This is a genomic window from Pseudomonas sp. LBUM1658 (assembly GCF_059716055.1).
In genome coordinates this window covers 5,177,702-5,202,805 of record NZ_CP166798.1, presented here as the reverse complement: position 1 = coordinate 5,202,805, position 25,104 = coordinate 5,177,702, and the positions used below count along the sequence as shown (strand labels likewise).

23 protein-coding genes, 4 tRNA genes and 1 pseudogene are annotated in these 25,104 nt (G+C 60.2%); 18 read left to right on the top strand and 10 right to left on the bottom strand.

Annotated features, from left to right (window positions below):
* Nucleotides 1–4: 4 nt before the first annotated feature.
* On the top strand, nucleotides 5–484 hold the full coding sequence (locus tag ACA064_RS23915; RefSeq protein WP_497670335.1) for an MFS transporter: 480 nt from the start codon (nucleotides 5–7) through the stop codon (nucleotides 482–484).
* Between the two features lie 241 nt (nucleotides 485–725).
* Here the strand turns inward: ACA064_RS23915 and ACA064_RS23910 are convergent, their stop codons facing one another.
* The gene (locus ACA064_RS23910; RefSeq protein ID WP_150645353.1) at nucleotides 726–1,166 is read right to left on the bottom strand and encodes an Rrf2 family transcriptional regulator; all 441 of its coding nucleotides are present in this window, start codon (nucleotides 1,164–1,166) and stop codon (nucleotides 726–728) included.
* 176 nt (nucleotides 1,167–1,342) lie between these two features.
* Between ACA064_RS23910 and ACA064_RS23905 the strand changes: the two genes are divergently transcribed.
* From ACA064_RS23905 to greB, 6 genes are all read left to right on the top strand, one after another.
* Complete coding sequence (locus ACA064_RS23905) at nucleotides 1,343–2,944, top strand: ABC transporter substrate-binding protein (protein ID WP_497670334.1); 1,602 nt, start codon at nucleotides 1,343–1,345, stop codon at nucleotides 2,942–2,944.
* Nucleotides 2,945–3,013: 69 nt separating this feature from the next.
* The gene (locus ACA064_RS23900; protein WP_497670333.1) at nucleotides 3,014–3,973 is read left to right on the top strand and encodes an ABC transporter permease; all 960 of its coding nucleotides are present in this window, start codon (nucleotides 3,014–3,016) and stop codon (nucleotides 3,971–3,973) included.
* Nucleotides 3,974–3,976: 3 nt separating this feature from the next.
* On the top strand, nucleotides 3,977–4,804 hold the full coding sequence (locus tag ACA064_RS23895) for an ABC transporter permease (protein ID WP_497670332.1): 828 nt from the start codon (nucleotides 3,977–3,979) through the stop codon (nucleotides 4,802–4,804).
* Between the two features lie 2 nt (nucleotides 4,805–4,806).
* Nucleotides 4,807–6,468, top strand: a complete 1,662-nt coding sequence (locus tag ACA064_RS23890; protein WP_497670331.1) for an ABC transporter ATP-binding protein — start codon at nucleotides 4,807–4,809, stop codon at nucleotides 6,466–6,468.
* A 9-nt stretch (nucleotides 6,469–6,477) separates the two neighbouring features.
* Nucleotides 6,478–7,188, top strand: coding sequence for an NAD(P)H-dependent oxidoreductase (locus ACA064_RS23885; RefSeq protein ID WP_497670330.1), 711 nt, complete (start codon nucleotides 6,478–6,480; stop codon nucleotides 7,186–7,188).
* 96 nt (nucleotides 7,189–7,284) lie between these two features.
* The gene (greB, locus tag ACA064_RS23880; protein ID WP_497670329.1) at nucleotides 7,285–7,758 is read left to right on the top strand and encodes a transcription elongation factor GreB; all 474 of its coding nucleotides are present in this window, start codon (nucleotides 7,285–7,287) and stop codon (nucleotides 7,756–7,758) included.
* Nucleotides 7,759–7,801: 43 nt separating this feature from the next.
* Here greB and ACA064_RS23875 read toward each other — a convergent pair whose 3' ends face one another.
* Together ACA064_RS23875 and ACA064_RS23870 are read right to left on the bottom strand one after the other, a co-directional pair.
* Nucleotides 7,802–10,306 carry an ABC transporter permease gene (locus tag ACA064_RS23875; protein ID WP_497670328.1) on the bottom strand — a complete coding sequence of 835 codons (2,505 nt, stop codon included), beginning with the start codon at nucleotides 10,304–10,306 and terminating at the stop codon, nucleotides 7,802–7,804.
* A complete protein-coding gene (locus ACA064_RS23870; RefSeq protein ID WP_497670327.1) occupies nucleotides 10,306–10,989 on the bottom strand; it encodes an ABC transporter ATP-binding protein in 684 nt (227 codons plus the stop codon). Before ACA064_RS23870 ends, ACA064_RS23875 begins: the two co-directional genes overlap by 1 nt.
* Nucleotides 10,990–10,999: 10 nt before the next feature.
* On the opposite strand from ACA064_RS23870, the gene ACA064_RS23865 reads away from it, so the two are divergent.
* The 3 genes from ACA064_RS23865 to ACA064_RS23855 all read left to right on the top strand — a co-directional run bounded on the left by ACA064_RS23865 (nucleotide 11,000) and on the right by ACA064_RS23855 (nucleotide 13,060).
* Nucleotides 11,000–11,605: an arylesterase gene (locus ACA064_RS23865; RefSeq protein WP_497670326.1), complete on the top strand. Its 606-nt coding sequence runs from the start codon at nucleotides 11,000–11,002 to the stop codon at nucleotides 11,603–11,605.
* Between the two features lie 55 nt (nucleotides 11,606–11,660).
* Nucleotides 11,661–11,954, top strand: a complete 294-nt coding sequence (locus ACA064_RS23860; RefSeq protein WP_497670325.1) for a hypothetical protein — start codon at nucleotides 11,661–11,663, stop codon at nucleotides 11,952–11,954.
* A 140-nt stretch (nucleotides 11,955–12,094) separates the two neighbouring features.
* Nucleotides 12,095–13,060, top strand: coding sequence for a L,D-transpeptidase family protein (locus tag ACA064_RS23855; protein WP_497670324.1), 966 nt, complete (start codon nucleotides 12,095–12,097; stop codon nucleotides 13,058–13,060).
* Nucleotides 13,061–13,188: 128 nt separating this feature from the next.
* Here ACA064_RS23855 and oprI read toward each other — a convergent pair whose 3' ends face one another.
* Nucleotides 13,189–13,440, bottom strand: coding sequence for an outer membrane lipoprotei OprI (oprI, locus tag ACA064_RS23850; RefSeq protein ID WP_003172710.1), 252 nt, complete (start codon nucleotides 13,438–13,440; stop codon nucleotides 13,189–13,191).
* Between the two features lie 642 nt (nucleotides 13,441–14,082).
* On the opposite strand from oprI, the gene ACA064_RS23845 reads away from it, so the two are divergent.
* From ACA064_RS23845 to ACA064_RS23835, 3 genes and pseudogenes are all read left to right on the top strand, one after another.
* On the top strand, nucleotides 14,083–14,364 hold the full coding sequence (locus ACA064_RS23845) for a GNAT family N-acetyltransferase (RefSeq protein WP_150806396.1): 282 nt from the start codon (nucleotides 14,083–14,085) through the stop codon (nucleotides 14,362–14,364).
* Nucleotides 14,365–14,711: 347 nt separating this feature from the next.
* A pseudogene (locus tag ACA064_RS23840) lies at nucleotides 14,712–15,851 on the top strand (HAMP domain-containing protein); the annotation flags it as partial.
* The gene (locus ACA064_RS23835; protein ID WP_497674316.1) at nucleotides 15,840–16,721 is read left to right on the top strand and encodes a methyl-accepting chemotaxis protein; all 882 of its coding nucleotides are present in this window, start codon (nucleotides 15,840–15,842) and stop codon (nucleotides 16,719–16,721) included. The pseudogene ACA064_RS23840 and the gene ACA064_RS23835, both read left to right, overlap by 12 nt.
* Nucleotides 16,722–16,917: 196 nt before the next feature.
* Here the strand turns inward: ACA064_RS23835 and ACA064_RS23830 are convergent, their stop codons facing one another.
* Nucleotides 16,918–17,688 (bottom strand): hypothetical protein, encoded by a 771-nt coding sequence (locus ACA064_RS23830; RefSeq protein ID WP_497670323.1) that lies wholly within the window; start codon nucleotides 17,686–17,688, stop codon nucleotides 16,918–16,920.
* A 366-nt stretch (nucleotides 17,689–18,054) separates the two neighbouring features.
* On the opposite strand from ACA064_RS23830, the gene ACA064_RS23825 reads away from it, so the two are divergent.
* The 4 genes from ACA064_RS23825 (at nucleotide 18,055) to ACA064_RS23810 (ending at nucleotide 18,468) form a co-directional block, all read left to right on the top strand.
* Nucleotides 18,055–18,130 (top strand) — tRNA-Glu (locus tag ACA064_RS23825).
* 3 nt (nucleotides 18,131–18,133) lie between these two features.
* A tRNA-Gly gene (locus tag ACA064_RS23820) sits at nucleotides 18,134–18,209 on the top strand.
* Between the two features lie 104 nt (nucleotides 18,210–18,313).
* A tRNA-Glu gene (locus tag ACA064_RS23815) sits at nucleotides 18,314–18,389 on the top strand.
* A gap of 3 nt (nucleotides 18,390–18,392) precedes the next feature.
* A tRNA-Gly gene (locus ACA064_RS23810) sits at nucleotides 18,393–18,468 on the top strand.
* Nucleotides 18,469–18,595: 127 nt separating this feature from the next.
* Here ACA064_RS23810 and ACA064_RS23805 read toward each other — a convergent pair.
* The 3 genes from ACA064_RS23805 to ACA064_RS23795 all read right to left on the bottom strand — a co-directional run bounded on the left by ACA064_RS23805 (nucleotide 18,596) and on the right by ACA064_RS23795 (nucleotide 20,727).
* Nucleotides 18,596–19,234, bottom strand: coding sequence for a LysE family translocator (locus ACA064_RS23805; protein ID WP_497670322.1), 639 nt, complete (start codon nucleotides 19,232–19,234; stop codon nucleotides 18,596–18,598).
* Between the two features lies 1 nt (nucleotide 19,235).
* Nucleotides 19,236–20,006 carry a 2OG-Fe(II) oxygenase gene (locus ACA064_RS23800; protein WP_497670321.1) on the bottom strand — a complete coding sequence of 257 codons (771 nt, stop codon included), beginning with the start codon at nucleotides 20,004–20,006 and terminating at the stop codon, nucleotides 19,236–19,238.
* 94 nt (nucleotides 20,007–20,100) lie between these two features.
* Nucleotides 20,101–20,727 (bottom strand): alanyl-tRNA editing protein, encoded by a 627-nt coding sequence (locus ACA064_RS23795; protein ID WP_497670320.1) that lies wholly within the window; start codon nucleotides 20,725–20,727, stop codon nucleotides 20,101–20,103.
* A gap of 92 nt (nucleotides 20,728–20,819) precedes the next feature.
* Here ACA064_RS23795 and ACA064_RS23790 point away from each other — a divergent pair, with 92 nt between their 5' ends.
* The gene (locus ACA064_RS23790; RefSeq protein WP_497670319.1) at nucleotides 20,820–21,815 is read left to right on the top strand and encodes a LysR family transcriptional regulator; all 996 of its coding nucleotides are present in this window, start codon (nucleotides 20,820–20,822) and stop codon (nucleotides 21,813–21,815) included.
* Nucleotides 21,816–22,052: 237 nt separating this feature from the next.
* Here the strand turns inward: ACA064_RS23790 and ACA064_RS23785 are convergent, their stop codons facing one another.
* A complete protein-coding gene (locus tag ACA064_RS23785; protein WP_489377088.1) occupies nucleotides 22,053–22,451 on the bottom strand; it encodes a PA2817 family protein in 399 nt (132 codons plus the stop codon).
* Between the two features lie 92 nt (nucleotides 22,452–22,543).
* The gene (locus tag ACA064_RS23780; RefSeq protein ID WP_497670318.1) at nucleotides 22,544–24,991 is read right to left on the bottom strand and encodes an acyl-CoA dehydrogenase; all 2,448 of its coding nucleotides are present in this window, start codon (nucleotides 24,989–24,991) and stop codon (nucleotides 22,544–22,546) included.
* Nucleotides 24,992–25,104: the final 113 nt, after the last annotated feature.

The window sequence follows — 25,104 nt, the reverse complement described above, 5'->3', positions numbered from 1 at the left end:
CGCCATGAGCGTGCGCGGGCCGCAGGCCTTTATGGCGTTGTACCTGGCCACCTTGCTGCTGCAGGTGGCGGCGGGGTTGCTCAATTCCTGGGTCGCCTTGCGCATGGTGGCGCTGGGCAATAGCGGGTTGGTGATTGGCTCGTTGATGGCGGTGAATGCCCTCGGGCTGGTGGTCGGCGGGCTCAGCGGCTACTGGCTGGTAGCCCGCCTGGGTCACGTGCGGGCCTTTGCCTTGTGCGGTGCGCTGGCGATCGCGGCAAGCCTGGGCCATGACTTCAGCAACGGGTTGGCACTCTGGCTGCTGTTACGGTTTCTGGTCGGGCTGGCGCTGATGACCATGTACATCGTGCTGGAAAGCTGGCTCAACGAGCAGGCCCCCAACGGGCAGCGGGGCAGGGTGCTGGCCTGCCGCGGAACAGCGTTACACCGCAGGCCCGGCTACGACCGCTGGGGTTTGTGCGACGAATTCCCCAGGCGCTGTTGACGATCCTGCTGACTGGGCTGCTTTCCGGAGCCTTCCATGGCCTGGCACCGGTTTACGCCAGTCAGCAAGGGCTGGATCCGGGGTCGGCCAGCTCCTATGCCGACCGCATGCACCTGCAATATCGTGGGTGTCCGCCATCCCCCCGTAGCAGCTGCCGCAGGCTGCGATCTTTTGATCTTGGCGATTGTGCTATCCACCGAAAAGATCGCAGCCTGCGCCAGCTGCTATGTATGGGGCCAAATCAAGCTCTATCGCGGTTTTCCAATGGGGTATCAAAGGCCACGAACAACTGGTCGGCGGTGATGCTTCCAAGATCCAGGCGCATGTTGTTTTCCAGCATGGCGAACAGCCGGGTGAACACTTCGAAGACCTTGCAATGGTCTTCCATGCCGGAGAACGGGTTGTCGATTTTCTCGGCGATCAGCGAGCTTTCCTGCACCGCGTCATAGACCTCGCGCAGGGTGATTTCATTCGCGGGCCTGGCCAGGGTCAGCCCGCCCTTGGCGCCGCGCCAGGACTTGAGAATGTCGGCCTTGACCATCTGCGAAACCAGGTTGCGCACCCGTGTCGGGTGGGTCTTTACCCACTTGGCAATCGTTTCGGTGCGCAGCTTCTGCGGTGCGTTGGCGGCAACGAACGACAGGATGTAAGAAGCGGTGATCAATCGGGTCGACTGGCTCATGAGGCGAAAGGCTCCCTGTAAAAACCGGATTATTCCATCGATGAAAAATACCCGTCAGGGCGTGGAATTTACGTTGTGAAGTCGTTAATGTATTTGTTACGGTAACAATTATGAATACTAGCAGCTTCGGTAAATCTTCGAATCATTTTCTCTGCGACTAATCAGGGGCAAATGCAATGAGCGATAACAAAAACAAGATTACTCAAGCAATCCATGACTGCAACCTTCCTCGTCGGGATTTCCTCAAACACAGCGCCGCCGCCGGGCTGGTGGCCGCTGCGTTTTCCATGGGCCTGCCGTTCGGAGCCTTCGCCCAGGAAGCCACGCCCAAGCCGGGTGGCGTGCTGCGCCTTGGCCTGGCGGGTGGCAGCACCACCGACTCGCTGGATCCGGGTTCCTGGAGCGACACCTTCACCTTCGTCGGCTTCTCGGCGGTGTACAACACCCTGAGCGAAATTGCCGTGGATGGTACGGCGATTCCCGAGCTTGCCGAGAGCTGGGAGTCGTCGCCGGATGCGCGGATCTGGACCTTCAAACTGCGTCAGGGCGTGACCTTCCACAACGGTAAGAGCCTGACCGTCGAAGACGTCGTAGCATCGATCAATCACCACTTGGGCGAGAAATCCACCTCGGCGGCCAAGACCGTTCTCGGGGATGTCGCCCAGGTGCGCGCACAGGGCAGCGACTCGGTGGTCTTCGAGCTGCATTCGGGTAACGCCGACTTCTCCTATGTGGTGGCCGATTACCACTTGGTGATCATGCCGAGCAAGGATGGGGTTGCCGATTGGCGAGCCGGGGTCGGCACCGGCGGTTACCGTCTCAAGGCATTTGATCCGGGCGTGCGCATGGCACTGGAACGCAGCCCCGATTACTGGAAACCCGGCCGGGCGCATTTCGCCAGCGCCGAATTGATCGGCATTGCCGACGGCGCGGCGCGGGTCAATGCGCTGGTCACCGGGCAAGTCGATGTGATCAACAAGGTCGACCTGAAAACCGTGGCGCTGCTCAAGCGCAATCCGAATCTGGTGATCGAAGAAACCAAAGGCGCGCAGCACTACACCTTCCCGATGCTGTGCGACAGCCAGGACTTCAAGAACAACGACATCCGCCTGGCGATGAAGCACGCCATCAACCGTGAAACCTTGTTGGCCTCGGTGCTGCACGGCTATGGCCTGGTCGGTAACGATCATCCGATCCAGCCCGGCAGCCGCTTTATCAATACCGCGCTGGAGCAGCGCAGCTATGACCCGGACAAGTCGCGTTTCCACCTGCGCAAGGCCGGCGTCGAGTCGCTCAAGGTCCGCCTGCAAGCGTCCGACGCTGCTTACACCGGTGCGGTGGACGCCTCGGTGTTGTTCAAGGAGCAAGCGCGCCAGGCCGGGATCGATATCGATGTGGTGCGCGAACCGGCGGACGGCTTCTTCTCCAATGTCTGGATGAAGCAACCCTTCACCACCTCGTTCTGGTACAGCAGCCTGACCGCCGACCGCATGTTCAGCATCGGTTACGCCAAGGGTGCTGCCTGGAACGAAACTCACTGGGACAACGGGCGCTTCAACCAGCTGCTGAACGCCGCCCGGGGCGAGATGAACGATCCGCTGCGCCGCGAGATGTACAACGAAATGCAGGCGCTGTGCCGTGACGATGGCGGGGCGATTGTGCCGTTGTTCGCCAGCTCCGTCGCCGCCCGGTCGAACCGCGTCAGCCATGGCGGACTCACCGCGCCTTACGGCGAACTGGATGGCTTGCGGGTCATCGAGCGCTGGTGGCAAGCCTGAGCATCTGATCGTTGATGGCCGGCCTGCACGCAGGTCGGCGATCCCTGCGCCATCTCGGAGGATTCTGCGGTGAATAGTATTTTCAAGCTGCTGTTGCAGCGTCTGGCCCTGGGCCTGTTGTCGCTGTTTGCGGTGTCGGTGATTATTTTTCTGGCGGTCGGCATGCTGCCGGGCGATATCGCCCAGGCCATGCTCGGCCAGTCGGCGACGGCCGAAACCGTGGCGGCCTTCCGTGCCCAATTGGGGCTGGACCTGCCGCCGTTAACCCGCTTCGTGCAGTGGATCTGGCAGCTGCTGCAAGGTGACCTTGGGGTCTCGCTGGCCAACCAGCGGCCGATCGCCGAGCTGATCGGTGCACGGTTGGGCAACACCCTCAGTCTCGCGGCACTGGCGGCGCTGGTTTCAGTTCCATTGGCGCTGGTGCTGGGAATGCTCGCGGCCTTGTATCGCAACAGCTGGTTCGACCGCCTGCTCAATACTACGGCGCTGAGCGCGGTGTCGTTCCCGGAATTCTTCGTCGCCTACCTGCTGATACTACTGTTCGCGGTGAAGCTCAACTGGTTCCCGAGCATTTCCAATCTGGCGCCGGATGCGTCCTTCGGCACGGTGCTGGAACGCTCGGTGCTGCCGGTGGCGACCCTGAGCCTGGTGGTGATCGCGCAGATGATGCGCATGACCCGCGCGTCCTTGATCAATCTGTTGGCCAGCCCCTATATCGAAATGGCCCGGCTCAAGGGTATCAGTCAGTCACGGATTATCTTCCGGCATGCCTTGCCCAACGCGCTGGCGCCGATCGTCAACGTGGTGGCATTGAACCTCGCGTACCTGGTGGTTGGCGTGGTGGTGGTCGAGGTGGTGTTCGTCTATCCGGGCCTCGGTCAGTTGCTGGTGGATTCGGTGGCCAAACGCGATATTCCGGTGGTCCAGGCTTGCAGCCTGATCTTTGCCGCGACCTACATCCTGCTCAATACCACGGCCGATGTGCTGTCCATCGCCAGCAATCCACGCCTGATGCATCCGAAGGGGTAGAACATGAGCCTGCTCAAAGAACTGGCCCGGGCACCGCTGAGTGCGAAGTTCGGGATTCTGGTCATCGTTGTGTACATCCTGGTGGCGCTGTTCGCCCCGGTACTGGCGCCCTATGGCGAAACCGAAGTGGTCGGCGAGGGTTTTGCCCCCTGGAGCGGGCAGTTCCTGCTGGGCACCGATAACCTCGGTCGCGACATGTTCAGCCGGTTGGTGTATGGCGCCCGCAACACCCTGGGCATCGCCTTTCTGACCACGGTGCTGGCGTTTCTGCTCGGTGGCTTGAGCGGCTTGATCGCGGCAATCAAGGGTGGTTGGGTCGATCAAGGCTTGTCGCGGGTGGTGGACATTCTGATGGCCATTCCGCAACTGATTTTCGCCTTGCTGATTCTCAGTGTGGTCGGCACCACGGCCACCTCCCTGGTGCTGGTGATCGCACTGCTGGATGCCACCCGGGTGTTTCGTCTGTCACGGGCGGTGGCGATGAACGTGGTGGTTCAGGACTTCGTCGAGGCGGCGCGGCTGCGGGGCGAGGGCCTGTGGTGGCTGGTGACCCGTGAAGTGTTGCCCAACGCCGCCGCGCCGTTGATTGCCGAATTCGGCCTGCGTTTCTGTTTCGTCTTTCTGTTTATCAGTGCGCTGTCGTTTCTCGGTCTGGGCATTCAGCCGCCGACTGCCGACTGGGGCAGCATGGTCCGAGACAACGCGGTGCTGATCACCTTCGGCGACATCAGCCCGCTGCTGCCAGCTCTGGCGGTGGCGTTGATTACGGTAAGCGTCAACTTCGTCGTCGACTGGATGCTGCACAAATCCAGCGGCCTCAAGGAGTGCTGAACATGCACAAGCCAACGCGCAACAATGACCAGCCGCTGCTGGAAATCCGCGACCTGCATATCGAAGGTCATTACGAAGACGCCTGGCATCCGCTGATCAAGGGCATTGACCTGACGCTGCAACGCGGCGAGGTGCTGGGCCTGATCGGCGAGTCGGGTGCCGGCAAGTCGACCCTGGGCCTGGCAGCCATGGGCTATGCCCGCGACGGCTGCAAGATTACCGGCGGCTCGGTGCGCTTCGACGGCATGGAACTATTGCAAGCCAAGCCCGAAACCCTGCGCAAACTGCGAGGCCTGCGCATCGCCTACGTGGCGCAAAGTGCCGCGGCGTCCTTCAACCCGGCGCACCGTCTGATCGATCAGCACGTGGAGACGGCAGTCAACAATGGTGGCATCAGCCGCGCTCAGGCCGAAGCCGAGGCGGTGGAGTTGTATCGGGTGCTGCGCCTGCCGAATCCCGAGCAGATCGGCCAGCGATATCCGCATCAGGTGTCGGGCGGGCAACTGCAACGGGTGATGACCGCCATGGCCATGGCCTGCCATCCGGACCTGATCATCTTCGATGAACCGACTACCGCCCTCGACGTCACCACCCAGATCGAGGTGCTGGCGGCGATTCGCGACGCGGTGGCGCAATTCGGCAGCGCCGCGATCTACATCAGCCATGACCTGGCCGTCGTCGCGCAAATGGCCGACCGGATCATGGTGCTGCGCCATGGCAAGCTGGTGGAGGAGGCCGAGACCCGCAAAATGCTCTGCGACCCCCAGGAGGATTACACCAAGTCACTCTGGGCGGTGCGCAGCTTTCGCACCGAACCCAAGCCGTGCCCGCAACAGGAAACTCCATTGCTGGAGCTGCGCCAGGCCTGTGCCAGCTACGGTCATCAGCCAGTGTTGCACGATGTCTCCTTGAGTCTGTATCGCGGCCAGACCCTGGCAGTGATTGGTGAGTCCGGCAGTGGCAAAAGTTCTACCGCGCGGTTGATTACCGGCCTGCTGCCGCCGACTTCCGGTCAGGTGCTGTATGGCGGCGAACCGCTGCCGGCGGACTTCCGTCAGCGCAGCAAGGAACAGTTGCGCCGAGTCCAGATGATCTACCAGATCCCGGACACCGCCTTGAATCCTCGTCAGCGGATCGTCGACATCATCGGTCGGCCGCTGACGTTTTACCTCGGCCTGAAGGGCAAGGCCCTGCGCGCAAGGGTCGCCGAGTTGCTGGAAATGATCGAGCTGGATCCGGCGACGTTCATGGAGCGTCAGCCCCGTGAGTTGTCAGGTGGGCAGAAGCAACGCATCTGCATTGCCCGGGCGCTGGCGGCCGATCCGCAGTTGATCATTTGCGACGAAGTGACCTCGGCACTCGATCAACTGGTGGCAGAAGGGGTTCTGAAGTTACTCAATCGTATTCAGCAGCAGCTCGGCGTCGCTTACCTGTTCATTACCCACGATGTCGCCACCGTGCGAGCGATTGCCGATGAAGTGGTGGTGATGCAGCGCGGGAGGGTGGTCGACCACGGCTCCCGCAGCGCGATTTTCACCCCGCCGCATCAGGACTATACCGGCCTGCTGTTTTCCTCCGAACCGGAGATGGACCCGGACTGGCTGGATCACCTGCTCGCTCAGCGCGCTGGCCAACCTGCGCCTTCCAAGCTTGAAATTGTCTAAGGAATTGCCATGAAAGTATTGATCGTCCACGCCCATCCAGAGCCAAACTCTTTCACCGCCGCCCTGCGCGATCAAGCGGTAGAAACCTTGAAGGCTCAGGGGCATGAAGTGCAGGTCAGTGACCTGTATGCGATGAACTGGAACCCGGTGGCCAGCGCCGAGGACTTCTCCTCACGGGAGAATCCCGACTATCTGGTCTACGCCCTGGAGCAGCGTCTGGGCGTTAAAAGCCAGTCGCTGGCGGCGGATATCCAGCAAGAACTGGACAAGCTGCTGTGGGCCGACCTGCTGATCCTCAACTTCCCGATCTTCTGGTTCTCGGCGCCGGCGATACTCAAGGGCTGGATCGACCGGGTACTGGTATCGGGGGTCTGCTACGGCGGCAAGCGTTTCTACGATCAGGGCGGGCTCAGCGGCAAGCAGGCGCTGGTGACGGTGACCCTGGGCGGCCGTGAACACATGTTCGGCGACGGCGCGATTCATGGCCCGCTGGAAGACATGTTGCGACCGATCCTGCGTGGCACGCTGGCCTACGTCGGCTTCGAGGTGCTGGAACCGTTCGTTGCCTGGCATGTGCCCTATATCAGCGACGAGGCGCGCAAGGACTTCCTGCAGAGTTATCGGCAGCGCCTGGAAAACATCGCCGATGACCGGCCCATCGAGTTCCCGCGCCTGTCGCAGTTCGATGAGGCGCTTTATCCTCTGGTCGAGAAGGCTTGAGCGGTCACCCGTATGAAGAAAATGCTGCGAGCCTCGGGTTTGCAGCAAACTTTCGGGTGGTAAGCTGGCCTGCGCACCGGAACAGCGAGCAATCCATTGAGCACGAAAATAATCACGAAGGAGGGCCATGAGGCCCTGAAAAAGGAGCTGGATTACCTTTGGCGGGAGAAACGCCCCGACACCACCCGCAAGGTCACCTGGGCGGCTTCCCTGGGCGATCGAAGCGAGAACGCCGACTATCAGTACAACAAGAAGCTGCTCAGGGAGATCGACCGTCGCGTCCGTTACATCCGTAAGCGCCTGGAAGATATGCGGGTAGTGGAGTACTCACCCGAGCAGGAGGGGCGAGTGTTCTTTGGCGCCTGGGTCGAGATTGAAAACGAAGGCGGTGAAACCAAGCGCTTTCGCATAGTCGGCTATGACGAGATTTATGAGCGCATGGATTACATCTCCATCGATTCGCCCATGGCTCGTGCATTGCTGAAGAAAGAGGTCGGAGACGACTTCGTTGTGCCGACACCCCATGGCGACATGGAGTGGTGGATCAACAAAATCGAATACATCAAATAGATTGCCGTTCGGGCCGGCGCTCAGGGAGCCCGGCCCGAACCAGTCAACCCTCGCGCAACACGGTCAGCGGGCTGGCGTTCAAGGCCCGTCGCGTGCCGAACACCCCGGCACCGCCCACCAGCAGCGCGCCGATCACCGGCAACAGCAGCAACCACGGATGCGGGTGCCAGGGCAGATCGAACGCAAAGCGGTAAAGCACCAGGCTCACCAGCTCCGAACCGAGGGCTGCCAACAGGCCGCTGACCGCACCCAGCAGACCGAACTCGATACGCCGCGCCTTGACCAGCAGTTGCCGCTCCGCACCCAGGGCCCGCAGCAATGCGCCTTGGCGAATGCGTTCATCGAGGGTTGCCTGCAAGCCGGAAAACAGCACCGCCATGCCCGCCGCGAGCACGAACAGCAGCACGTATTCCACCGCCAGGGTGACCTGGGCGAGGATACTGCGCAGCTGCGCGAGCAAGGCTTCGACCTGAAGAATGGTCACCGCCGGGAACGCCCGCGACAGGTCGATGATCTGTTGGTCGTGTCCGGCGGCCAGATAGAAGCTGGTCAGGTAGGTCGCAGGCAGATCCTTCAAGGTCCCCGGCTGGAAGATCATGAAGAAGTTGGGCTGGAAGTTGTCCCAGTTGACCGTGCGCAGACTGCTGACCACAGCTTCGCGATTGACCCCGCCGACGGTGAAGATCATGTGATCGCCGAGTTTCAGCTTGAGGCTTTCGGCCACTTGGGCTTCGACCGAAACCCCCGGTACCTCGCCCGAAGGTTGTTGCGACCACCAGGCGCCTTCGGTGATGGCGTTGCCCGTCGGCAGCTCGGCCGCCCAGGTCAGACTCAGATCGCGCTGAATCGCGCGGTCGCCGCTGGATTCCTTGCTGACGATTTGCTGCACCGGTTCGCCATTGATGCTGATCAACCGCCCCGGCACCACGGGATAAAGTGGTGCCGAATTTGCGGAAAGCCCGATCAAGCGCTGGGTGAAGGCTTCTTTGTCGGCCGGCAGGATATTCAGCGCGAAATAGTTGGGAGCGTTTTTCGGCAACTGGTTCTGCCAGGTGTCCAGCAACTCGCCGCGAAGCAGGGCGATCAAGCCCATCGAAAGTAGAATCAGACCGAATGCCAGGGATTGACCGGCTGCCGCCAGCGGATGGCGCAGCAACTGGCCCAGCCCCAGGCGCCACGGCAGCGGCGCGCCCGCCAGCAACCGGCGCAGGCTTTGCAGTAACAGCAACAACAGGCCGCCAAGCACCAGTGCGGCAACCACTCCGCCGCCGAGCAAGGCGAAGGTCAGCAGCAGGTCCAGACTCAACCGCCACATGATCAGCGCCAGCGCCGCCAATGCCGCGCCATAGACCATCCAGGTGCTTGACGGGATAGGTAGCAAGTCCCGACGCAATACCCGCAACGGCGGAACACGCCCCAGGGCGGCCAATGGCGGCAGGGCAAACCCTGCCAGGGCGACCAGTCCGGTGCCGATCCCGGCGAATGCCGGCAGCAGGCCGCCCGGCGGGACATCGTTCGGTAGCAGGTCATGCAGCAGGTAGAACAAGCCGTGCTGGGCCAGCCAACCGAGCAGTGCACCACAGAGGCTGGCCAGCAGCCCGAGCACGGTCAACTGTACGCTGAACAACAGCATGGTTTCCCGGCGTGACAATCCCAGGCAGCGCAGCAGGGCGCTGGCGTCGAAGCGTCGGGTGGCGAAACGCGTGGCTGACAGCGCGACCGCCACGCCGGCCAGCAACACCGCCACCAGGCTGGCCATGTTCAAGTAGCGTTCGGCTTTGCCCAAGGCTCCGCCGATCTGCCGATTGCCGTCGCGGGCGTCCTGCAATCGCTGGTTGGCGGCAAGGCCGGGTTCGATAGATTTTCGATAGGATTCCAGCTCGGCTGCCGCACCGCGCCAGAGTTCACGGTAGCTGACCCGGCTTCCAGGTTGCACCACTCCGGTGGCTTCGAGGTCAGCCAGATTGATCAGTACCCTTGGCGTCAGGCTGTAGAAGTTGCCGGCGCGATCCGGCTCGTAGGTCAGCACCCGGGTCAGGCGCAGGGTTTTCACGCCGACATCGATGCTGTCACCGATCTTCAGATTCAGCGCCGGCAACAGCCGGGCCTCGGCCCAGGCTTCACCGGGTTTCGGGCCGCCACCGACGGCTTCCGGAGCGTAAGGGGCATCGGCACTTTTGAGCTCGCCGCGTAACGGGTAGGCGTCGTCGGCGGCCTTGACACTGGAAAGCTGGATGCCATTGTCCGTGGCGATGACGCTGGAGAACTCGACCACCTTGGCATGTTCCAGCCCCAGCTCGATGCCGCGTTGAACCTGTTCCGGCCGCGCTGGCGAGCTGCCCTCGAGCAGCAGGTCGGCGCCGAGAAATTCGGTCGCGCGCAACAGCATGGCGCCGTTCAGGCGAGCGCCGAAATAGCCGATGGCGGTACTCGCCGCCACCGCGACCAATAAGGCGAAGAACAGCACCCGCAGTTCGCCGGCACGCGCATCGCGCAGCAATTGGCGGATGGCGAGACTGAACAGACGTAACAGCGGCAGACGTGCCATCAAGGCTCCAGTGGGACGACCAGCAGGCCGGCTTCAAGGCGGATCTGGCGCCGGCAGCGATGCGCCAGGCGTTCGTCGTGAGTCACCAGCACCAGGGTCGTGCCGCTTTCTTTGTTGAGTTCGAAGAGCAAGTCGCTGATGCGCTCGCCCGTGTGGCTGTCGAGGTTGCCGGTCGGTTCATCAGCGAACAGCACGGTGGGCTGCGCGGCAAACGCGCGGGCAATCGCCACCCGTTGCTGTTCGCCACCGGAGAGCTGGCGTGGCGAATGACTCAGGCGTTGTCCCAGACCGACCCGCTCAAGCAGCTCTTTGGCCCGCTCGCGGGCGTCCGAGCGGCCATCCAGTTCCAGCGGCAGCATGACGTTTTCCAGGGCGTTGAGGCTGTCGAGCAGCTGGAACGACTGGAAGACAAAGCCGACATGCTCGGCCCTGATTCGCGCGCGCTGATCTTCGTCGAGGGTGCTCAAGGCTCGACCGGCAAGCACCACTTCGCCGCTGCTGGGCAGATCGAGACCGGCCAGCAGGCCGAGCAGGGTGGATTTGCCGGAACCGGAGGCGCCGACGATGGCCAGGCTGTCGCCCTGGTTCAGTTCCAGGCTGAGTTCGTGCAGGATGGTCAGTTCACCTTCCGCGCTGGGAACCACTTTGCTAAGGTTGCGCGCTGTGAGAATGCTTGCGCCCATGGAGAGTCCGATGCGTGTATGGTTTTTGAGTGCTGGCCTGGCCCTGATGTGCATGGCCCAGAACGCAGCGGCGGGTACTGTCCTGATCGTTGGCGATAGTATCAGCGCGGCTTTCGGCCTGGATACCCGCTTGGGCTGGGTATCCCTGCTCGAGCAGAGGCTCAGGAGCGAAGGTTTCACCGATAAAGTGGTCAATGCCTCCATCAGTGGTGATACCAGCGCCGGTGGCCAGGCACGCCTGCCAGCGCTGCTTGCAGAGCATAAGCCGCAGCTGGTGATCCTCGAGCTGGGTGGCAACGACGGCCTGCGTGGTCAGCTCCCAGCGCAATTGCAACAAAATCTTGCGTCGATGATCGACAGCTCCGTTGCCAGCGGTGCCAAAGTGCTGCTGCTCGGCATGCAGTTGCCGCCTAATTATGGGGTGCGTTACACCCAGGCTTTTGCCGAGGTGTACCAACAGCTCGCCAAAGAGAAAAACATCCCGCTGGTACCGTTTTTTCTCGAGGGGGTGGGCGGCAATCCCGAGCTGATGCAGGCCGATGGCATTCACCCGGCGGCAGTGGCCCAGGACAAGTTGCTGGAAAATGTCTGGCCGACGCTAAAACCGCTGCTTTGACACTTTTCTACAGGCAAGCTTTCGGCTAAGGTGGCGCCCCGATTTGGAGACCCCGATGCCACGTCCCGCCTGGTCCCTGTTTGCCTACCAACTGATCGAGCCTGATGAGCAGCTGGATCTGTTCGCCTGCCAGGAAGTCCGGGTGCATCTGGTGAAGCGTCAATTGGAACTGGGCGGCTCGGCGGACCGTACGCTGTGCGGCACTTTGTTGCCGGCCCAGCCACGCTGGTCGAGTGTCGACCGTAGGGTTTTCCAGGACCAGCGCCTGTGTTCGCTGTGTCGGGCAATCCTCGAGTCACAGAAGCGCGGCACTTCGCCGATCTGGCCGGAATTGCGTTTCGAGCTGTAACCGGGCGCAAAGATCTCGGCCTTATCCGGCACTTCTACCGCGTGTGTGCAACCCGAACCTCGTCGCCTCGGCTCCCGAAGCGGTGGACGGCGGTGTACAATCCTTTTTTTTACCCGTTGATCATGCGAAGGATTTTCCGGATGTTGCCGCGTTTTCCTGCCGTCACCCGCTGCCTGTCTCTTGCCGCACTGTGTGTTGCCGGCCCCGTTGCAGCCCTGGAGCTGCCATTACCACCACCAGGCGAAGATATCGTCGGTCAGGTGCAAGTGGTCAAAGCCAAGTACGAAGATACCTTCGCCGACCTGGGCACGACCTACGACCTCGGCTATCTGGAAATGGTTGCGGCCAACCCGGGTATCGATCCATGGTTGCCGGGGGCGGGCACCGAGGTGGTGCTGCCGACGCGCTTCATCCTGCCGCCGGGCCCTCGTGAAGGCATCGTGATCAACCTGGCTGAATACCGCCTGTACTACTACCCCAAAGGCCGGGATGTGGTTTACACCTATCCGTTGGGCATCGGCCGTGAAGGCTGGGGCTCGCCGATAGCCCACACCAGTATCGTGGCGAAAACCCCGAACCCGACCTGGACCCCTCCGGCCTCGATCAAGGCCGAGCACCTTGCCGATGGCGACCCGTTGCCAAACGTCGTACCGGCCGGCCCGGACAACCCGCTGGGGCCGTTCAAGTTCACCTTGGGCACTCCGGGGTACCTGATCCACGGTTCGAACAAGAAGTTCGGCATCGGCATGCGTACCAGCCATGGCTGCTTCCGCATGTTCAACAATAACGTGCTGGAGATGGCCGGTATGGTGCCGGTGGGCACTCCGGTGCGCATCGTCAGCGATCCGTACAAATTCGGTATCAGTGGTGGCAAGGTCTATCTGGAAGCGCATACGCCGCTGGATGACAGCGGCAATCCGTCGGTCGTCGACAAGCACACCGCGGTGATCAATGCCTTGCTCAAGCGCGAAGACCTGGCCAATAACGTGCGCATGAACTGGGATGTGGTGCGTGATGTGGTAGCCGCTGAAGATGGACTTCCAGTAGAGATTGCCATACCGGGCACTGCGCCCATGGTCACCAGCGCGCCGATCGATCTGCAATAGTCACGGCTTGAAAACAGCCCGCCGCAGCTTCACAGCTATGGCGGGTTTTTTTATTGTCGACAGAAATGCCGGGCAATAAAAAAGCCGACCCAAGAATGGATCGGCTTGATAACAATCCCGAGGGACTATTACTTGCGGCTAGCTTTTTCCAGCATGCGCAGGGCACGCTCGTTAGCTTCGTCAGCAGTCTGTTGTGCTTTTTGAGCAGCAGCCAGAGCTTCATCAGCTTTACGATAGGCTTCGTCTGCACGAGCCTGGGAGCGAGCTGCTGCGTCTTCAGTAGCAGTCAGACGTGCTTCGGTTTCTTTAGAGACGCTGCTGCAACCGGTAGCCAGAACTGCGGCCAGAGCCAGAGCAGAGAATTTCAGAACGTTGTTCATCGTGTTCCCCTTCAAGGACTTTCTATTAATAGCTATCTCTCAGAGTGAGGAAACAGCCGGCGTACATACTACCCATTACTTGTAGTAAGTAAACTGAGTTAGCGCAAGAAGCAGTAAAAATTCTAATCCCTGATTCTTTTTCGAGCAACTATTCATTAGGCTGTATAAAAAGTATGCAGCTGCGATGCCCACGGTGCGCGAGCCGCGTCATTGTCTAGCATAAGCTGGCGCTGCTGTCCGATGTTGTTTCAGATTGTTGGTGAAAGTCGGTCTTTATTGATCGGTCTACACTTTTGTTCAGAATCTGCGGGGCGCTTCACGTATCTTTGTTCGAGTAGAGGTGACTTTAAGAAGGGGCGTTCGTCTTAAGACTCAACATCCGGCAATACAGGCTATCGACCAGGAAATCCCGGGTCGGGCCGCCTCTACGCGATACCGGGCTGTACCCGCGAAAGCTGCGCAATGATGAACGCGCCTTGAGCAATTTCAACAATGGTGCCTACTATTTGAAACGTGCTCGGCTGTGCGAGATTGGTAAGCTCTTCTCGGTGTCCAGACAGGCACGGGGTGGCGTAGATGTTCCTTCGCCGGAAAAACATCGGTAAGGTAGGGGTCAGAATTCAAGACCCGCGAGGAGTAGTGATGAGCGAGGCGTTGTCCATCCACCATGACCAGGCCGGTCATCAGTTCGAGACCAGTGTGGACGGTCATCGTGCCTACCTGACCTATATGGACCTGGGTAAGCAGACCCTGGACATCTATCGAACGTTCGTGCCCAACGCCCTGCGTGGTCGCGGGATAGCGGCTGCGCTGACTGAACAGGCGCTCGAGTATGCGGAGCAAATGGGCTACACAGTGATTCCGTCGTGCTCCTATGTGGAGCGCTACATGGAGCGCCACCAGCGGCACGCCGCGAAACTCTGATCCGGCACACCGGTAATCCCGGGCCCGCCTGGCAATGCGGTTTACGTTGCGGCATGGGATCCAGGGTCATTGAGCTCTAAAAGCGCCCCGAGCCTTGTTGGTCCGGGGCGTTTTTTTATAAAAAAAGCATTGTCCTCGCCGGCGTTTTAACCAAGGTATGGCTGCACCACTGGGCAGGCGAGCAAATGTGGTCTGCACCTGCGAGTCTGAGCGTTTTCCCACGCCACGGCGCTGCCGGATCGACCTTGACCATCCTGAAAACGACCTTGGCGTAGCTTTTTGCCATTATTCCGACGCCAGAGACTTGTGCTCAAGGGCAACCCATTGCGAATCTGCATCAATAGAAAATGGCCTTTGCGCCATTGGGCATTGGATGGGGACTGAGCGCAATGATTTCGGCCGTGCAAGGACGTTTTGCCAACCTCGGTATGGCAAAAAAACTGGGTGTCGGGTTTGCTCTGGTGTTGCTACTGACGGCCTTGGTGGCGGCCATCGGTGTATGGTCCCTGCAGACCATCAGCCAGCGCTTCGATGGTCTTAAGCAAATGTCAGCACTCAACAGTAGCCTGCTAAAAGTGCGCTTGCTGGAGCAGGACTATGCCTTGCATGGAGATCCGAAAACCGTTGATGCCTTACATGAAGGCGTTGACGGCCTGATCGCGCTGGCGACGCAACTCAAGGCGCAGTCGACCAGCAACGTGCCGGTGATGAACGATGTCGAACAGGCGCTTGCTGCCTATCGCAAAAGTTTCGATGAGTTCGTCGAACTGGCCCAGTCCAAGGACCTGGCGCTGGAAATGGCCAGTTGGTCGGTTTCCAGTGTCGCCAATAACCTCGATGTGCTCCAGGCCGGTCTGGCCGATGATGGCGCCTATACGCTGAAAGAATCCCAAGGCAAGGAGGGCGCCGAGTTTATCGAGCAGGCCAATCAGGTCAGTCAGGTCTCCCGGTTGATGCTGCAGGCAATGAACGAAGCGCGGGTGCGCCTGGATCAGAGCCGCAAGGGCGAGGACGAGAGCGCAGGGCAAGGCAAGATCGAACAGGCTACGCAGGCGCTGACTCAGGCTGAGCAGCTCAAGACGGCGGTCAAGGATGCGGGGTACCAGACCGTCCTCAACGAAGTGGCTGGGCATATCGCCAGTTTCAGCGAAAAGCTGGGCGAATACACCGGCTTGCTGGCACAAGAGAAACAGGTCTATCTGCAACTGCATGAACGCGCCGCACAGGTGGTCGAGCGGGTCGATCAGGCTTATGCGGCTGAAGACCGGTCGATGCAGGTGGAACTCAAGAACAACTCGATGCTGATTGTCGGCTCGTCGGCATTGGCGCTGCTGGTCGGATTGATCGCCGCCTGGGTGATCACCCGGTTGATCGTTGCGCCACTGCGTAGCGTCATTCATGTTGCGCAACAAATAGCGGCGGGGGATCTCAGCGCGACGGTCGAGGTCACCCGACGTGACGAAATCGGCCAACTGATGCTGGCGATGCAACAGATGGGCGTCGGGCTCAGCAGCATTGTCAGTGGCTTGCAGGCCGGTATCGAGCAGTTGGCGAGCTCGGCCCAATCGCTGTCGGCGGTGACCGAGCAGACCAATCTCGAAGTCAGTAGCCAGAAAGAAGAAACCGACCAGGTCGCCACGGCGATGAACCAGATGACGGCCACTGTGCATGACGTGGCACGCAACGCCGAAGAGGCGGCGCAGGCTGCACAAAAGGCCGACGACAAGGTTGAGAGTGGTCAGCAGGTGGTTCGCCAGAGTATGCAGCGTATAGAGCAACTGGCGGACTCAGCCACCTCGGCCAGCACCAGCATCGAAAGCCTCAGTGCGCAAATACAGAATATCGGCACCGTGCTTGGGGTGATCAAGAGCGTGGCCGAACAAACCAACCTGTTGGCGCTCAACGCGGCCATCGAGGCAGCGCGTGCGGGTGAGCAGGGCAGGGGCTTTGCGGTCGTTGCCGATGAAGTCCGGGCGCTGGCCAAGCGCACTCAGCAATCGACCGAGGAAATCGAGCGGCTGGTGAGCGCCTTGCGCTCGGCGGCGCAGGCTTCGGTGCAGCAAATCCAGAGCAGCGGCGAGTTGGTCAAGCTGGCGGTCAGTGATGCCTTGCAGACCGAAAGCGCGCTGGGCAGCATTGCCGCTGCAGTGTCGTTGATCCAGCAGATGAACCAGCAGATCGCGGCGGCTGCCGAAGAGCAAAGCTCAGTGGCCGAAGAGATCAACCGCAGCGTGACCAGCATCCGCGCCAGTGCCGACCAATCGTCACTGGCGATGCAGGGCAACGCCGCATCCAGTGTCGAACTGGCACAGTTGGGGGCAGAGCTGAAGGGGATGGTTGGGCATTTCCGGCTGTAAGGCGCGAGCGTCGATGCCGGTCAGCGAGGTGTTGGCTGCCTGCCAAAAGATCGCAGGCTTCGCCAGCTCCTACGCCGACTGCGTCCATCCGCCATTTCGCGGATGGATGCCAATCCCACCGTAGGAGCTGCCGCAGGCTGCGATCTTGGCGATCTCACCCACGAGGACGTCCGCTGAGGTCAGACACCGTAACCGCTTAGTCGTATATCGCTTTCTTCTTCCAGTCAGCATCGGCCTCAACGGTCTTCAGGCCTTCAGTCAGCTCGTTGACTTCATCTTCCGCCGGCTGAATGTTGGTCAGTACCATCGAGTTGGCTCGCGCCAGCAGTTTCTCCAGATGCTTGAGTTGCTCGGAGTAAGCCACCGGATCCGGCTGTTTGCGCAGGTACTGCACGCCACGCTCGAATGCCAGGCGTGCCTGGCCAGGCTGTTCCTGTTGCAGGGCGTGTTGTCCCAGGTTGTTGAAGAACTCGATATGCAGCAGTACCAGGATATGACGAACCTCCTTGACCCAGTGCTTGGCCTCATTGGTTGGCAGAAAACCATCCTGTGCCGCCCGAGTCACCTGGCCGTGCAAGGCCTCCAATAGAAAGCGTACATCCTTGGCCTTGGCTTCGGTCTGGATCGGTGTCGGCGGGTTGCTGACCGGGATCGACTCGCCCTGGGAGACCAGTGCGTTGAGTTCGGCTATCCGCGCCTTTATCGAGGCGTCGGACTTGGTCAGGTGCAGCAAGCGCTGATTGACATTGAGTTCCAGTCGGGTCAGCAGCAGCTTGAGCGCCGGCGTCATCAACTGGCCGGGGAAGGTCTCGGTGATTTCCCCGCAACGGCGCAAGCGATCATTGAGTTCGACCTTGGCACGGGCCTTTTCCAGTTTGTTGTTTTCCACCACATGGTTCATGTATCCAATGGCGATCAGTATTGCGATCCCGGCTATTACCAGCAGGGTGATCATGAGTGGTGTCACCGTTAAGACCTCTTTATATAGGGTTCGCGTGCAAGTCGAGTGTAGTGGCTATGTAAATAAGCGCATAGGTTCGTGCGACGAGTTGAGTCGGGCCGTTGCGTGGATTTGGGGGTTACTTCCTGTATGGGGTACAGATTGCCATCATTCGTAGGCATGGACTATAGCGCCTTGTCAGGTGCCGGAATACAGGCGCCAGATCCTGGGCGCCGCAATGCCTGAAACGGTGCGCTAAAGGACGGCGAAGTCATTGATTTAAATAAATTTATATCTGGGGGTTGACGACCTCCCATTCCATCCATAGAATGCGCGCCACTTACAGCGTAAAGCACAGAGCGAAACGCAGTAAGTAGTGAATGTTGTACGTGTGTCCCCTTCGTCTAGTGGCCTAGGACACCGCCCTTTCACGGCGGTAACAGGGGTTCGAGTCCCCTAGGGGACGCCATTTGCGGGAATAGCTCAGTTGGTAGAGCACGACCTTGCCAAGGTCGGGGTCGCGAGTTCGAGTCTCGTTTCCCGCTCCAATTTTAAACAGCGTTGCTTTCGGGCAGGGCTGAGTGAAACCAGAACCAAGTCTTCGGATGCGGGGCTGGGCACTGGAACACACACCATGTGTTCCGGGCAGCGTGTCCCCTTCGTCTAGTGGCCTAGGACACCGCCCTTTCACGGCGGTAACAGGGGTTCGAGTCCCCTAGGGGACGCCATTTGCGGGAATAGCTCAGTTGGTAGAGCACGACCTTGCCAAGGTCGGGGTCGCGAGTTCGAGTCTCGTTTCCCGCTCCATTTTTACAAAAACGCCGCTCTTTGAGCGGCGTTTTTGTGTGTGCGTTATTTGTCCCCGGTTTGAACGCGACACTATAAAAAAGGCCCGCAAGCTGTGCTGAGCGTGCCTTCTGCGTGGCGTGTCGAATCACAGCGACAGAATTAAACGCCCGGCGAACAGAATCAGGATCACGCCCATGGTCCGTTCGAACCAGTGGCCCATGCGCATGAACAGTAATCGCACCCGGGCGCTGGAAAAGAACAGCGCGACGATGACGAACCACAGTGCATTCACAAAGCACATCCAGACCCCGTAAAGCGCCTGAATCTTCAGCGGAGTCGAAGCGCTGATCACCGTGGTGAAAATCGCCAGGAAAAACAGCGTGGCCTTGGGGTTGGTGGCATTGGTCAGGAATCCGGTCATGAAGGCTTTGGGCAAGGTCTGGTGTTCCAGTTGCTCCGGCAGGGCAGTGCCGCCTTCGACCGCGGTTTTCGCTTTGCTGCGCAGCAGGCTGATACCGAGATAGAGGATGTAGGCGCCACCCACGACCTTGGCGACGCTCAGCAGCCAGGGCGTGGTGTGCATCAGCGCGCCAACCCCGAGCAAGGTGTAAAGCACATGCACCGAAATGCCAGCACCTATGCCGATGGCCGTGCACAGGCCGACTACTCGACCGTAACGCACGCTCTGGCGGATGGTCACCGCAAAGTCCGGCCCGGGGGCGACCACCGCCAGAAAGTGGATTGTGGCTAATGCGAGAAACTCGCCCAGGTAGTTCGAAAGCATTTCAACTCCAGTAAGTAAGGGGTGAAGTGTTACCCCGATAGCCGACAAAAAAAGACAGGCTCAAGCGCGGGTCGGATACACCCGCAGTGACCGAGTGCATGCGCCGCGAATTGAACATGATGAAGTCGCCCGGTTCCGGGCGAATTTCCAGCGAGGGAGGGCCGAGCAGCTCGGGGTCGATGCCATAGCTGTCGCCGCGCATTTCATCGAATCGATCCGCTGAAATCTCGTCCTCCCAGATTTGCAGTGCACCGCCTTCGGGCGGCATATTCAGGTAGACGTTGCAGGCCAGTTGCGCCTCCAGGCTGTGGGCCTGAACGCTGTCGGGGGCGTCCTTGGCGAAAATGTCATGGTGGGCAAGGAAGCACACGCCAGGTTTCACCACCCGTGACAGGCCGACATACATCTTGCGCCCGTAGATATTCTGCAGGTGCGCCCCGACTGGCCAACACTCATCGAGCATGCAGCGCAGGGTGTCGACCGGTGAGGCGTAAGGGGCGCAGCGCGTGCGCAGTTCCGCGATGTTTGACGCCGCGCGTTGAAAGTAGTCTTCGATCAGCTGCGGTTGGTTTTGCGCTTCGTAGAACGCCATGCCTATGCGGCCAATGCTGGGGGCGTTGAGATAGCCCTCGAAGCCGGGAGCGAGAATCTTGTCGCCGATCCGGATCGCCTGGGGTTTTGGCAGAAAGCCTTTGAGGCGAATGGCGAGCACTTCTTCATGGGCAAGTTTTTTTATGCACGTCTCATCGAGACGCTCGACGTCAAGCATCATGTTCAAGGTCCATCTATCAGATTGGTGATCAATTCCGCGCCCCCTGGGGCTATCCCTGCTCCAGGCGATTAGTTGCGCGGCATCGTCCGAGGGGTCAGTCCACGCTGTAGTGAACGGTTAGCGTTCCCTTCTTTTGCGAGAGGGAAGTGATCTTGACCGTGCCCAGTTCCTGCAGGCGCCGTACATGGGTGCCGCCGCAGCCGTAAGCAGGCAGCTCGCCGAAACCGATTTCGCGGGAGCCCTCGCGCAGGGAAATCAAGCGTGGCAGGTCATTGGCGATCCATTGATTCACGCCGTTCTGGATGGTCTCGAGGTCAAACTCCCGCGGGCTTTCTCCTGGCTTGAAGGACACCCGTCCTTCGCCGGGCCAGTGGTGGGCTTTGATCGGAGTCCAGCCGAGGGTTTCGGCGAAGTGGCCGATCAGGTGGCCAGCCGAATGCATTCGGCTGTTGAACTGGCGGCGCTGTTCATCCACTCGAATCTGGACCATTCCCACATTTACCGGGTGGCTGACGTAATGGACGATCCGGTCCGGGTCCTGGGCGACTCGTAATACCTGGCTTTCGCCGATCCAGCCGGTATCAAAGGGCTGCCCGCCGCCCTGGGGGTGAAAGAGTGTCGCGCGCAGGACCACTGCAAATACATTCTCACAGGGCGTGCATTCCAGGACTTCCACGTTGGCTTTGAGGTCATCGCTATGGAAAAAGAGGCGCAGCGTCATATTTTCCATACCCTTGTTGAATTTCTGTTTTTTATTATAAGGAGGGAGGAATTGCGTGATAATCCATTCAAACATCAATGGACTTTTGCGCCGTGAGCATAAATCTACCGCTGCCCTTGTTGGGTGAAATGGCGATTTTCGTCAAGGTTGTCGAGACGGGCAGCTTCTCGGAAGCGGCCCGGCAAATGGGCTCGTCACCGTCTGCGGTGAGTCGCAGTATCTCGCGGCTGGAGAAGGCCCTGGCCACTCGACTGCTGCAACGCACCACCCGCAAGCTGCGGCTCAGCGATGGTGGTGAAGAGGTGTTCAAGCGCTGCCAGGAGATGGTCAGTGCGGCCCGGTCGGTGATGGAAATCAGCGGCCAGTACACCGATGAGGCCGAGGGCCTGGTGCGGGTGAGTGTGCCCAAGGCGGTGGGGCGGTTTGTGATTCATCCGTATATGCCGGAATTCTTGCGCCGATATCCCAAAGTCGATGTGGAACTGATGCTCGAGGATCGTCAGGTCGACTTGATCGATGACAACGTCGATCTGGCGATCCGCATCACCGACCGCCCGCCGGCAGGCCTGGTCGGACGCCAGTTGCTGACCATCGACCATTTGCTCTGTGCCACGCCGCAGTACCTGGCGGTACACGGCACACCGACTCATCCCCATGACTTGCTCAACCACAGCTGTATTTATCTGGGCGAAACCCCGAGCGATGCGCGCTGGAAATTCAAGAAGGGCACCAAGGCCGTGACCGTGGGCGTGCGCGGACGTTATGCGGCTAATCACACGGGCGTGCGGTTGGGGGCGGTGCTGGAGCATATCGGGATTGGCAGCTTGCCGTACTTCACTGCGCGCCATGCGCTGGAGCAGGGACTGATCGTGCAGGTGCTGCCAGACTGGAGTTTTCTCGCGTCGTATCACGGCGGAGCCTGGTTGTTGCATTCACCGACGCGCTATTTACCACCGAAGCTGCGGGTGCTCATCGATTATCTGGTGGAGTGCCTGGAGAAGGAGCCGACCCTGAGCAATCCTGCAAAGGCGGCTGGCGCCAAAGATGCGCGAGCGTACGAGTTGCCGGAAAGAGATGGGGTGCTTTAATAGCAAAAATCAAAAGATCGCAGCCTGCGGCAGCTCCTACAGCGGGATTGGTGTACACCCGCAAAATGGCGGATGGAAGCGGTCGAGGGGATTTGTCTGCACCCGCAAAATGGCGGATGGACGCGGTCGGCGAGCTGCCGAAGGTTCGGGCCGCGTTCGGACGATCTTTTGATCTTCAGCAATAAAAAAGGCCCGCCGGTTTAAACCGTGCGGGCCTTTTGCGTTACCGATCGTGGATCAGTGCTTGCTGTCCTGATTCGACATCGACAGCAGCTGCTTTTCCTGGTTCCAGTCGAAGGGTTCGTCGTTTTGTTCGGCTTCATAACGACGATCTTCAAGGGCCTGGTACAGGTCGATCTCGTCGTCGGGCATGAAGTGCAGGCAGTCGCCGGCGAAGTACCACAGCAGATCACGTGGCACCAAGTGGGCAATCTGCGGATAACGGGCGATGACCTGGCAGAGAATGTCCTGGCCCAGGTATTGGCTTTCGATCGGATCGACCGGCAGTTGCAGCATCAGTTCATCGAAGCGTTCGAGGAACAGCTCGTGGCTTTCTTCCGGAACCTGTTCGGCTTCACCCAAGGCGACCAGGATGCTGCGCAGGTGTGCGAGCAGGGCGAGAGTGTGGTCGAGCATAACGGGAGTCCTCTAGAACTTAAGCAAAACGGGCGCCAGAGTATATAACTCCGGCGCCCGCTTTTCATAATTGAACAGCTGTACGGGTTGGCTTAGCGGATTTTGCCCTCGCCGAGCGTCAGTTGCTCCTGGGTAAAATCATCGACATCAATGACTTTGCGCCGCGCCGCTTCTGCCTCGCGTAAAGTCTGGGCTTCACCCGGTTGCAAGACGCCAGCCTCCAGCGCGGCATCGATCACAGATTCCCCGGCGGCGGACTTGACCTGGCCGCTTTTGAGGGCTATTTGCAGTTTCTTCTGTAGCGGTTGCGCGGCACTCAGCAGATTGCACGCGTGTTGCAGGGCGCCGACCGGATCGTCCGCCGATTGTGGGCGATAGCAGCCGCCGAGCAACTCTTCGAGGGTCGGATCGCCTTTGGCGCGACCGATCACCGCGGCTACTTCAGCCCCCAGTTTGTCCGACGGGCCTTTGTGCCGACGGCCGAACGGGAACACCACCACCCGCAGCAGACAGCCGAGTACCTTGTTCGGGAAGTTGCTCAGCAGTTCGTCCAACGCTCGTTCGGATTGGCCAAGGCTTTCCTCCATGGCCCAGGCGAACAGCGGATACATATGCTCCGGTGAGTCGAGGTCGTGATAACGCTTGAGTGCGGCAGAGGCCAGATACATGTTGCTCAGTACATCACCGAGGCGTGCGGACAGGCGTTCGCGACGTTTCAGTTCGCCGCCCAGCAGCATCATGCTGAGGTCGGCGAGCAAGGCGAAGGCTGCAGCCTGACGGTTGAGGGCACGGAAGTAGCCCTGGCTGAGCTTGTCCCCTGGTGCGTGTTCGAAGTGCCCGAGGCCAAGGTTAAGCACCAGGGTGCTGGCGGCGTTGCTCACGGCAAAACCGATATGCTTGAGCAGCAGGCCATCGAATTCGTTCAGCGCCTGGTGTTTGTCTTCGCGGCCGGCGAGAGCCATTTCCTCGAGTACGAACGGATGACAGCGAATCGCCCCCTGGCCGAAGATCATCAGGTTGCGCGAGAGGATGTTCGCGCCTTCCACGGTGATGCAGATCGGCGCACTTTGCCAGCTGCGCCCCAGATAGTTGTTCGGACCCATGATAATGGCCTTGCCGCCATGAATATCCATCGCATGGCTGATGCACTCGCGGCCGCGTTCGGTGAGGTGGTACTTGAGAATCGCCGAGAGCACCGAAGGTTTTTCCCCAAGGTCGACCGCGTTGGCGGTGAGCATCCGCGCACTGTCCATCAGCCACGCATTGCCGCCGATTCGCGCCAGTGCTTCCTGAATCCCTTCGAAGGCCGACAGTGGGACGTTGAATTGCTCGCGCACCTGCGCATATTGGCCGCTCACCAGGCTGGTGAACTTGGCTGCACCGGTGCCGACCGCTGGCAGCGAAATCGAGCGCCCGACCGACAGACAGTTCATCAGCATCATCCAGCCTTTGCCGAGCATCTCCTGGCCGCCGATGAGGAACTCCAGCGGGACGAAGACATCCTTGCCGGCGTTCGGGCCGTTCATGAACGAAGCACCCAGCGGCAGATGGCGGCGGCCGATTTCCACCCCGGGGAGGTCGGTCGGAATCAGTGCGAGGCTGATGCCCAGGTCTTCTTCGTCGCCCAGCAAGTGATCCGGGTCATAGGCCTTGAAGGCCAGGCCGAGCAAGGTGGCAACCGGGCCTAGGGTGATGTAGCGCTTTTCCCAGTTCAGGCGCAGGCCGAGGGTTTCCTTGCCTTCCCATTCACCTTTGCAGATTACCCCGGTGTCCGGCATCGCCCCGGCGTCGGAGCCGGCCAGCGGCCCCGTCAGTGCAAAGCACGGAATGTCGTCGCCGCGGGCCAGTCGGGGCAGGTAATGATTGCGTTGTTCGTCGGTGCCGTAATGCAGCAACAGTTCGGCCGGGCCGAGGGAGTTGGGCACCATCACGGTCGAGGCCAGGTCACCGCTACGGGTCGCCAGTTTCATCGCTACCTGGGAGTGGGCATAGGCCGAGAAACCTTTGCCGCCGAATTCCCGAGGAATGATCAGGGCAAAAAAGCCGTGCTGCTTGATATGTTCCCAGGCCTCTGGCGGCAGGTCCAAGGACTGGCCGATCTGCCAGTCGCTGACCATGGCGCAGAGTTCTTCGGTCGGGCCATCGATGAACGCCTGTTCCTCTTCACTCAGTTGCGCTTTCGGATAGGCCAGCAGTTTGTTCCAGTCCGGACGACCGCTGAACAGCTCGCCATCCCACCAGACCGTACCGGCATCAATCGCGTCGCGCTCGGTTTGCGACATGGGCGGCAAGGTTTTCTGAAACCAGCTGAACAGCGGCGCCGTGAAGTATTTGCGGCGCAGGTCCGGCAGCAACAGAGGCGCGGCCACCGCGGCCAGCAGCACCCAGAAAATCAGTAACAGCCAGCCTGGTGCGTGGCTGAAGGCGCCCATCGCCAGCAGGTAGACGGCAACCACGCCCAACGCGGGCAGAGGCGCGATGCGCCGATGTGCCAGATACGCAATGCCGACCACCAGAACCAGTATCCACAACAACAGCATATTTAATCCTCCGTGAAGCCAGGGGCAAAACCACCCTCAGAGCTTAGACGGCATCCGCAAAAAGGGAGGTAAGAGCGATGTGTTTGAATTTGTAGGAAACATCGAATGAAATT

Excerpts from the sequence above, each read along its gene's own strand:
- ACA064_RS23915 (WP_497670335.1), top strand. The coding sequence starts at position 5 with ATGAGCGTGCGCGGGCCGCAGGCCTTTATGGCGTTGTACCTGGCCACC.
- ACA064_RS23910 (WP_150645353.1), bottom strand. The coding sequence starts at position 1,166 with ATGAGCCAGTCGACCCGATTGATCACCGCTTCTTACATCCTGTCGTTC.
- ACA064_RS23905 (WP_497670334.1), top strand. The coding sequence starts at position 1,343 with ATGAGCGATAACAAAAACAAGATTACTCAAGCAATCCATGACTGCAAC.
- ACA064_RS23895 (WP_497670332.1), top strand. The coding sequence starts at position 3,977 with ATGAGCCTGCTCAAAGAACTGGCCCGGGCACCGCTGAGTGCGAAGTTC.
- ACA064_RS23890 (WP_497670331.1), top strand. The coding sequence starts at position 4,807 with ATGCACAAGCCAACGCGCAACAATGACCAGCCGCTGCTGGAAATCCGC.
- ACA064_RS23885 (WP_497670330.1), top strand. The coding sequence starts at position 6,478 with ATGAAAGTATTGATCGTCCACGCCCATCCAGAGCCAAACTCTTTCACC.
- ACA064_RS23875 (WP_497670328.1), bottom strand. The coding sequence starts at position 10,306 with ATGGCACGTCTGCCGCTGTTACGTCTGTTCAGTCTCGCCATCCGCCAA.
- ACA064_RS23870 (WP_497670327.1), bottom strand. The coding sequence starts at position 10,989 with ATGGGCGCAAGCATTCTCACAGCGCGCAACCTTAGCAAAGTGGTTCCC.
- ACA064_RS23865 (WP_497670326.1), top strand. The coding sequence starts at position 11,000 with ATGCGTGTATGGTTTTTGAGTGCTGGCCTGGCCCTGATGTGCATGGCC.
- ACA064_RS23860 (WP_497670325.1), top strand. The coding sequence starts at position 11,661 with ATGCCACGTCCCGCCTGGTCCCTGTTTGCCTACCAACTGATCGAGCCT.
- ACA064_RS23855 (WP_497670324.1), top strand. The coding sequence starts at position 12,095 with ATGTTGCCGCGTTTTCCTGCCGTCACCCGCTGCCTGTCTCTTGCCGCA.
- oprI (WP_003172710.1), bottom strand. The coding sequence starts at position 13,440 with ATGAACAACGTTCTGAAATTCTCTGCTCTGGCTCTGGCCGCAGTTCTG.
- ACA064_RS23845 (WP_150806396.1), top strand. The coding sequence starts at position 14,083 with ATGAGCGAGGCGTTGTCCATCCACCATGACCAGGCCGGTCATCAGTTC.
- ACA064_RS23835 (WP_497674316.1), top strand. The coding sequence starts at position 15,840 with ATGCTGGCGATGCAACAGATGGGCGTCGGGCTCAGCAGCATTGTCAGT.
- ACA064_RS23805 (WP_497670322.1), bottom strand. The coding sequence starts at position 19,234 with ATGCTTTCGAACTACCTGGGCGAGTTTCTCGCATTAGCCACAATCCAC.
- ACA064_RS23800 (WP_497670321.1), bottom strand. The coding sequence starts at position 20,006 with ATGATGCTTGACGTCGAGCGTCTCGATGAGACGTGCATAAAAAAACTT.
- ACA064_RS23795 (WP_497670320.1), bottom strand. The coding sequence starts at position 20,727 with ATGACGCTGCGCCTCTTTTTCCATAGCGATGACCTCAAAGCCAACGTG.
- ACA064_RS23785 (WP_489377088.1), bottom strand. The coding sequence starts at position 22,451 with ATGCTCGACCACACTCTCGCCCTGCTCGCACACCTGCGCAGCATCCTG.
- ACA064_RS23780 (WP_497670318.1), bottom strand. The coding sequence starts at position 24,991 with ATGCTGTTGTTGTGGATACTGGTTCTGGTGGTCGGCATTGCGTATCTG.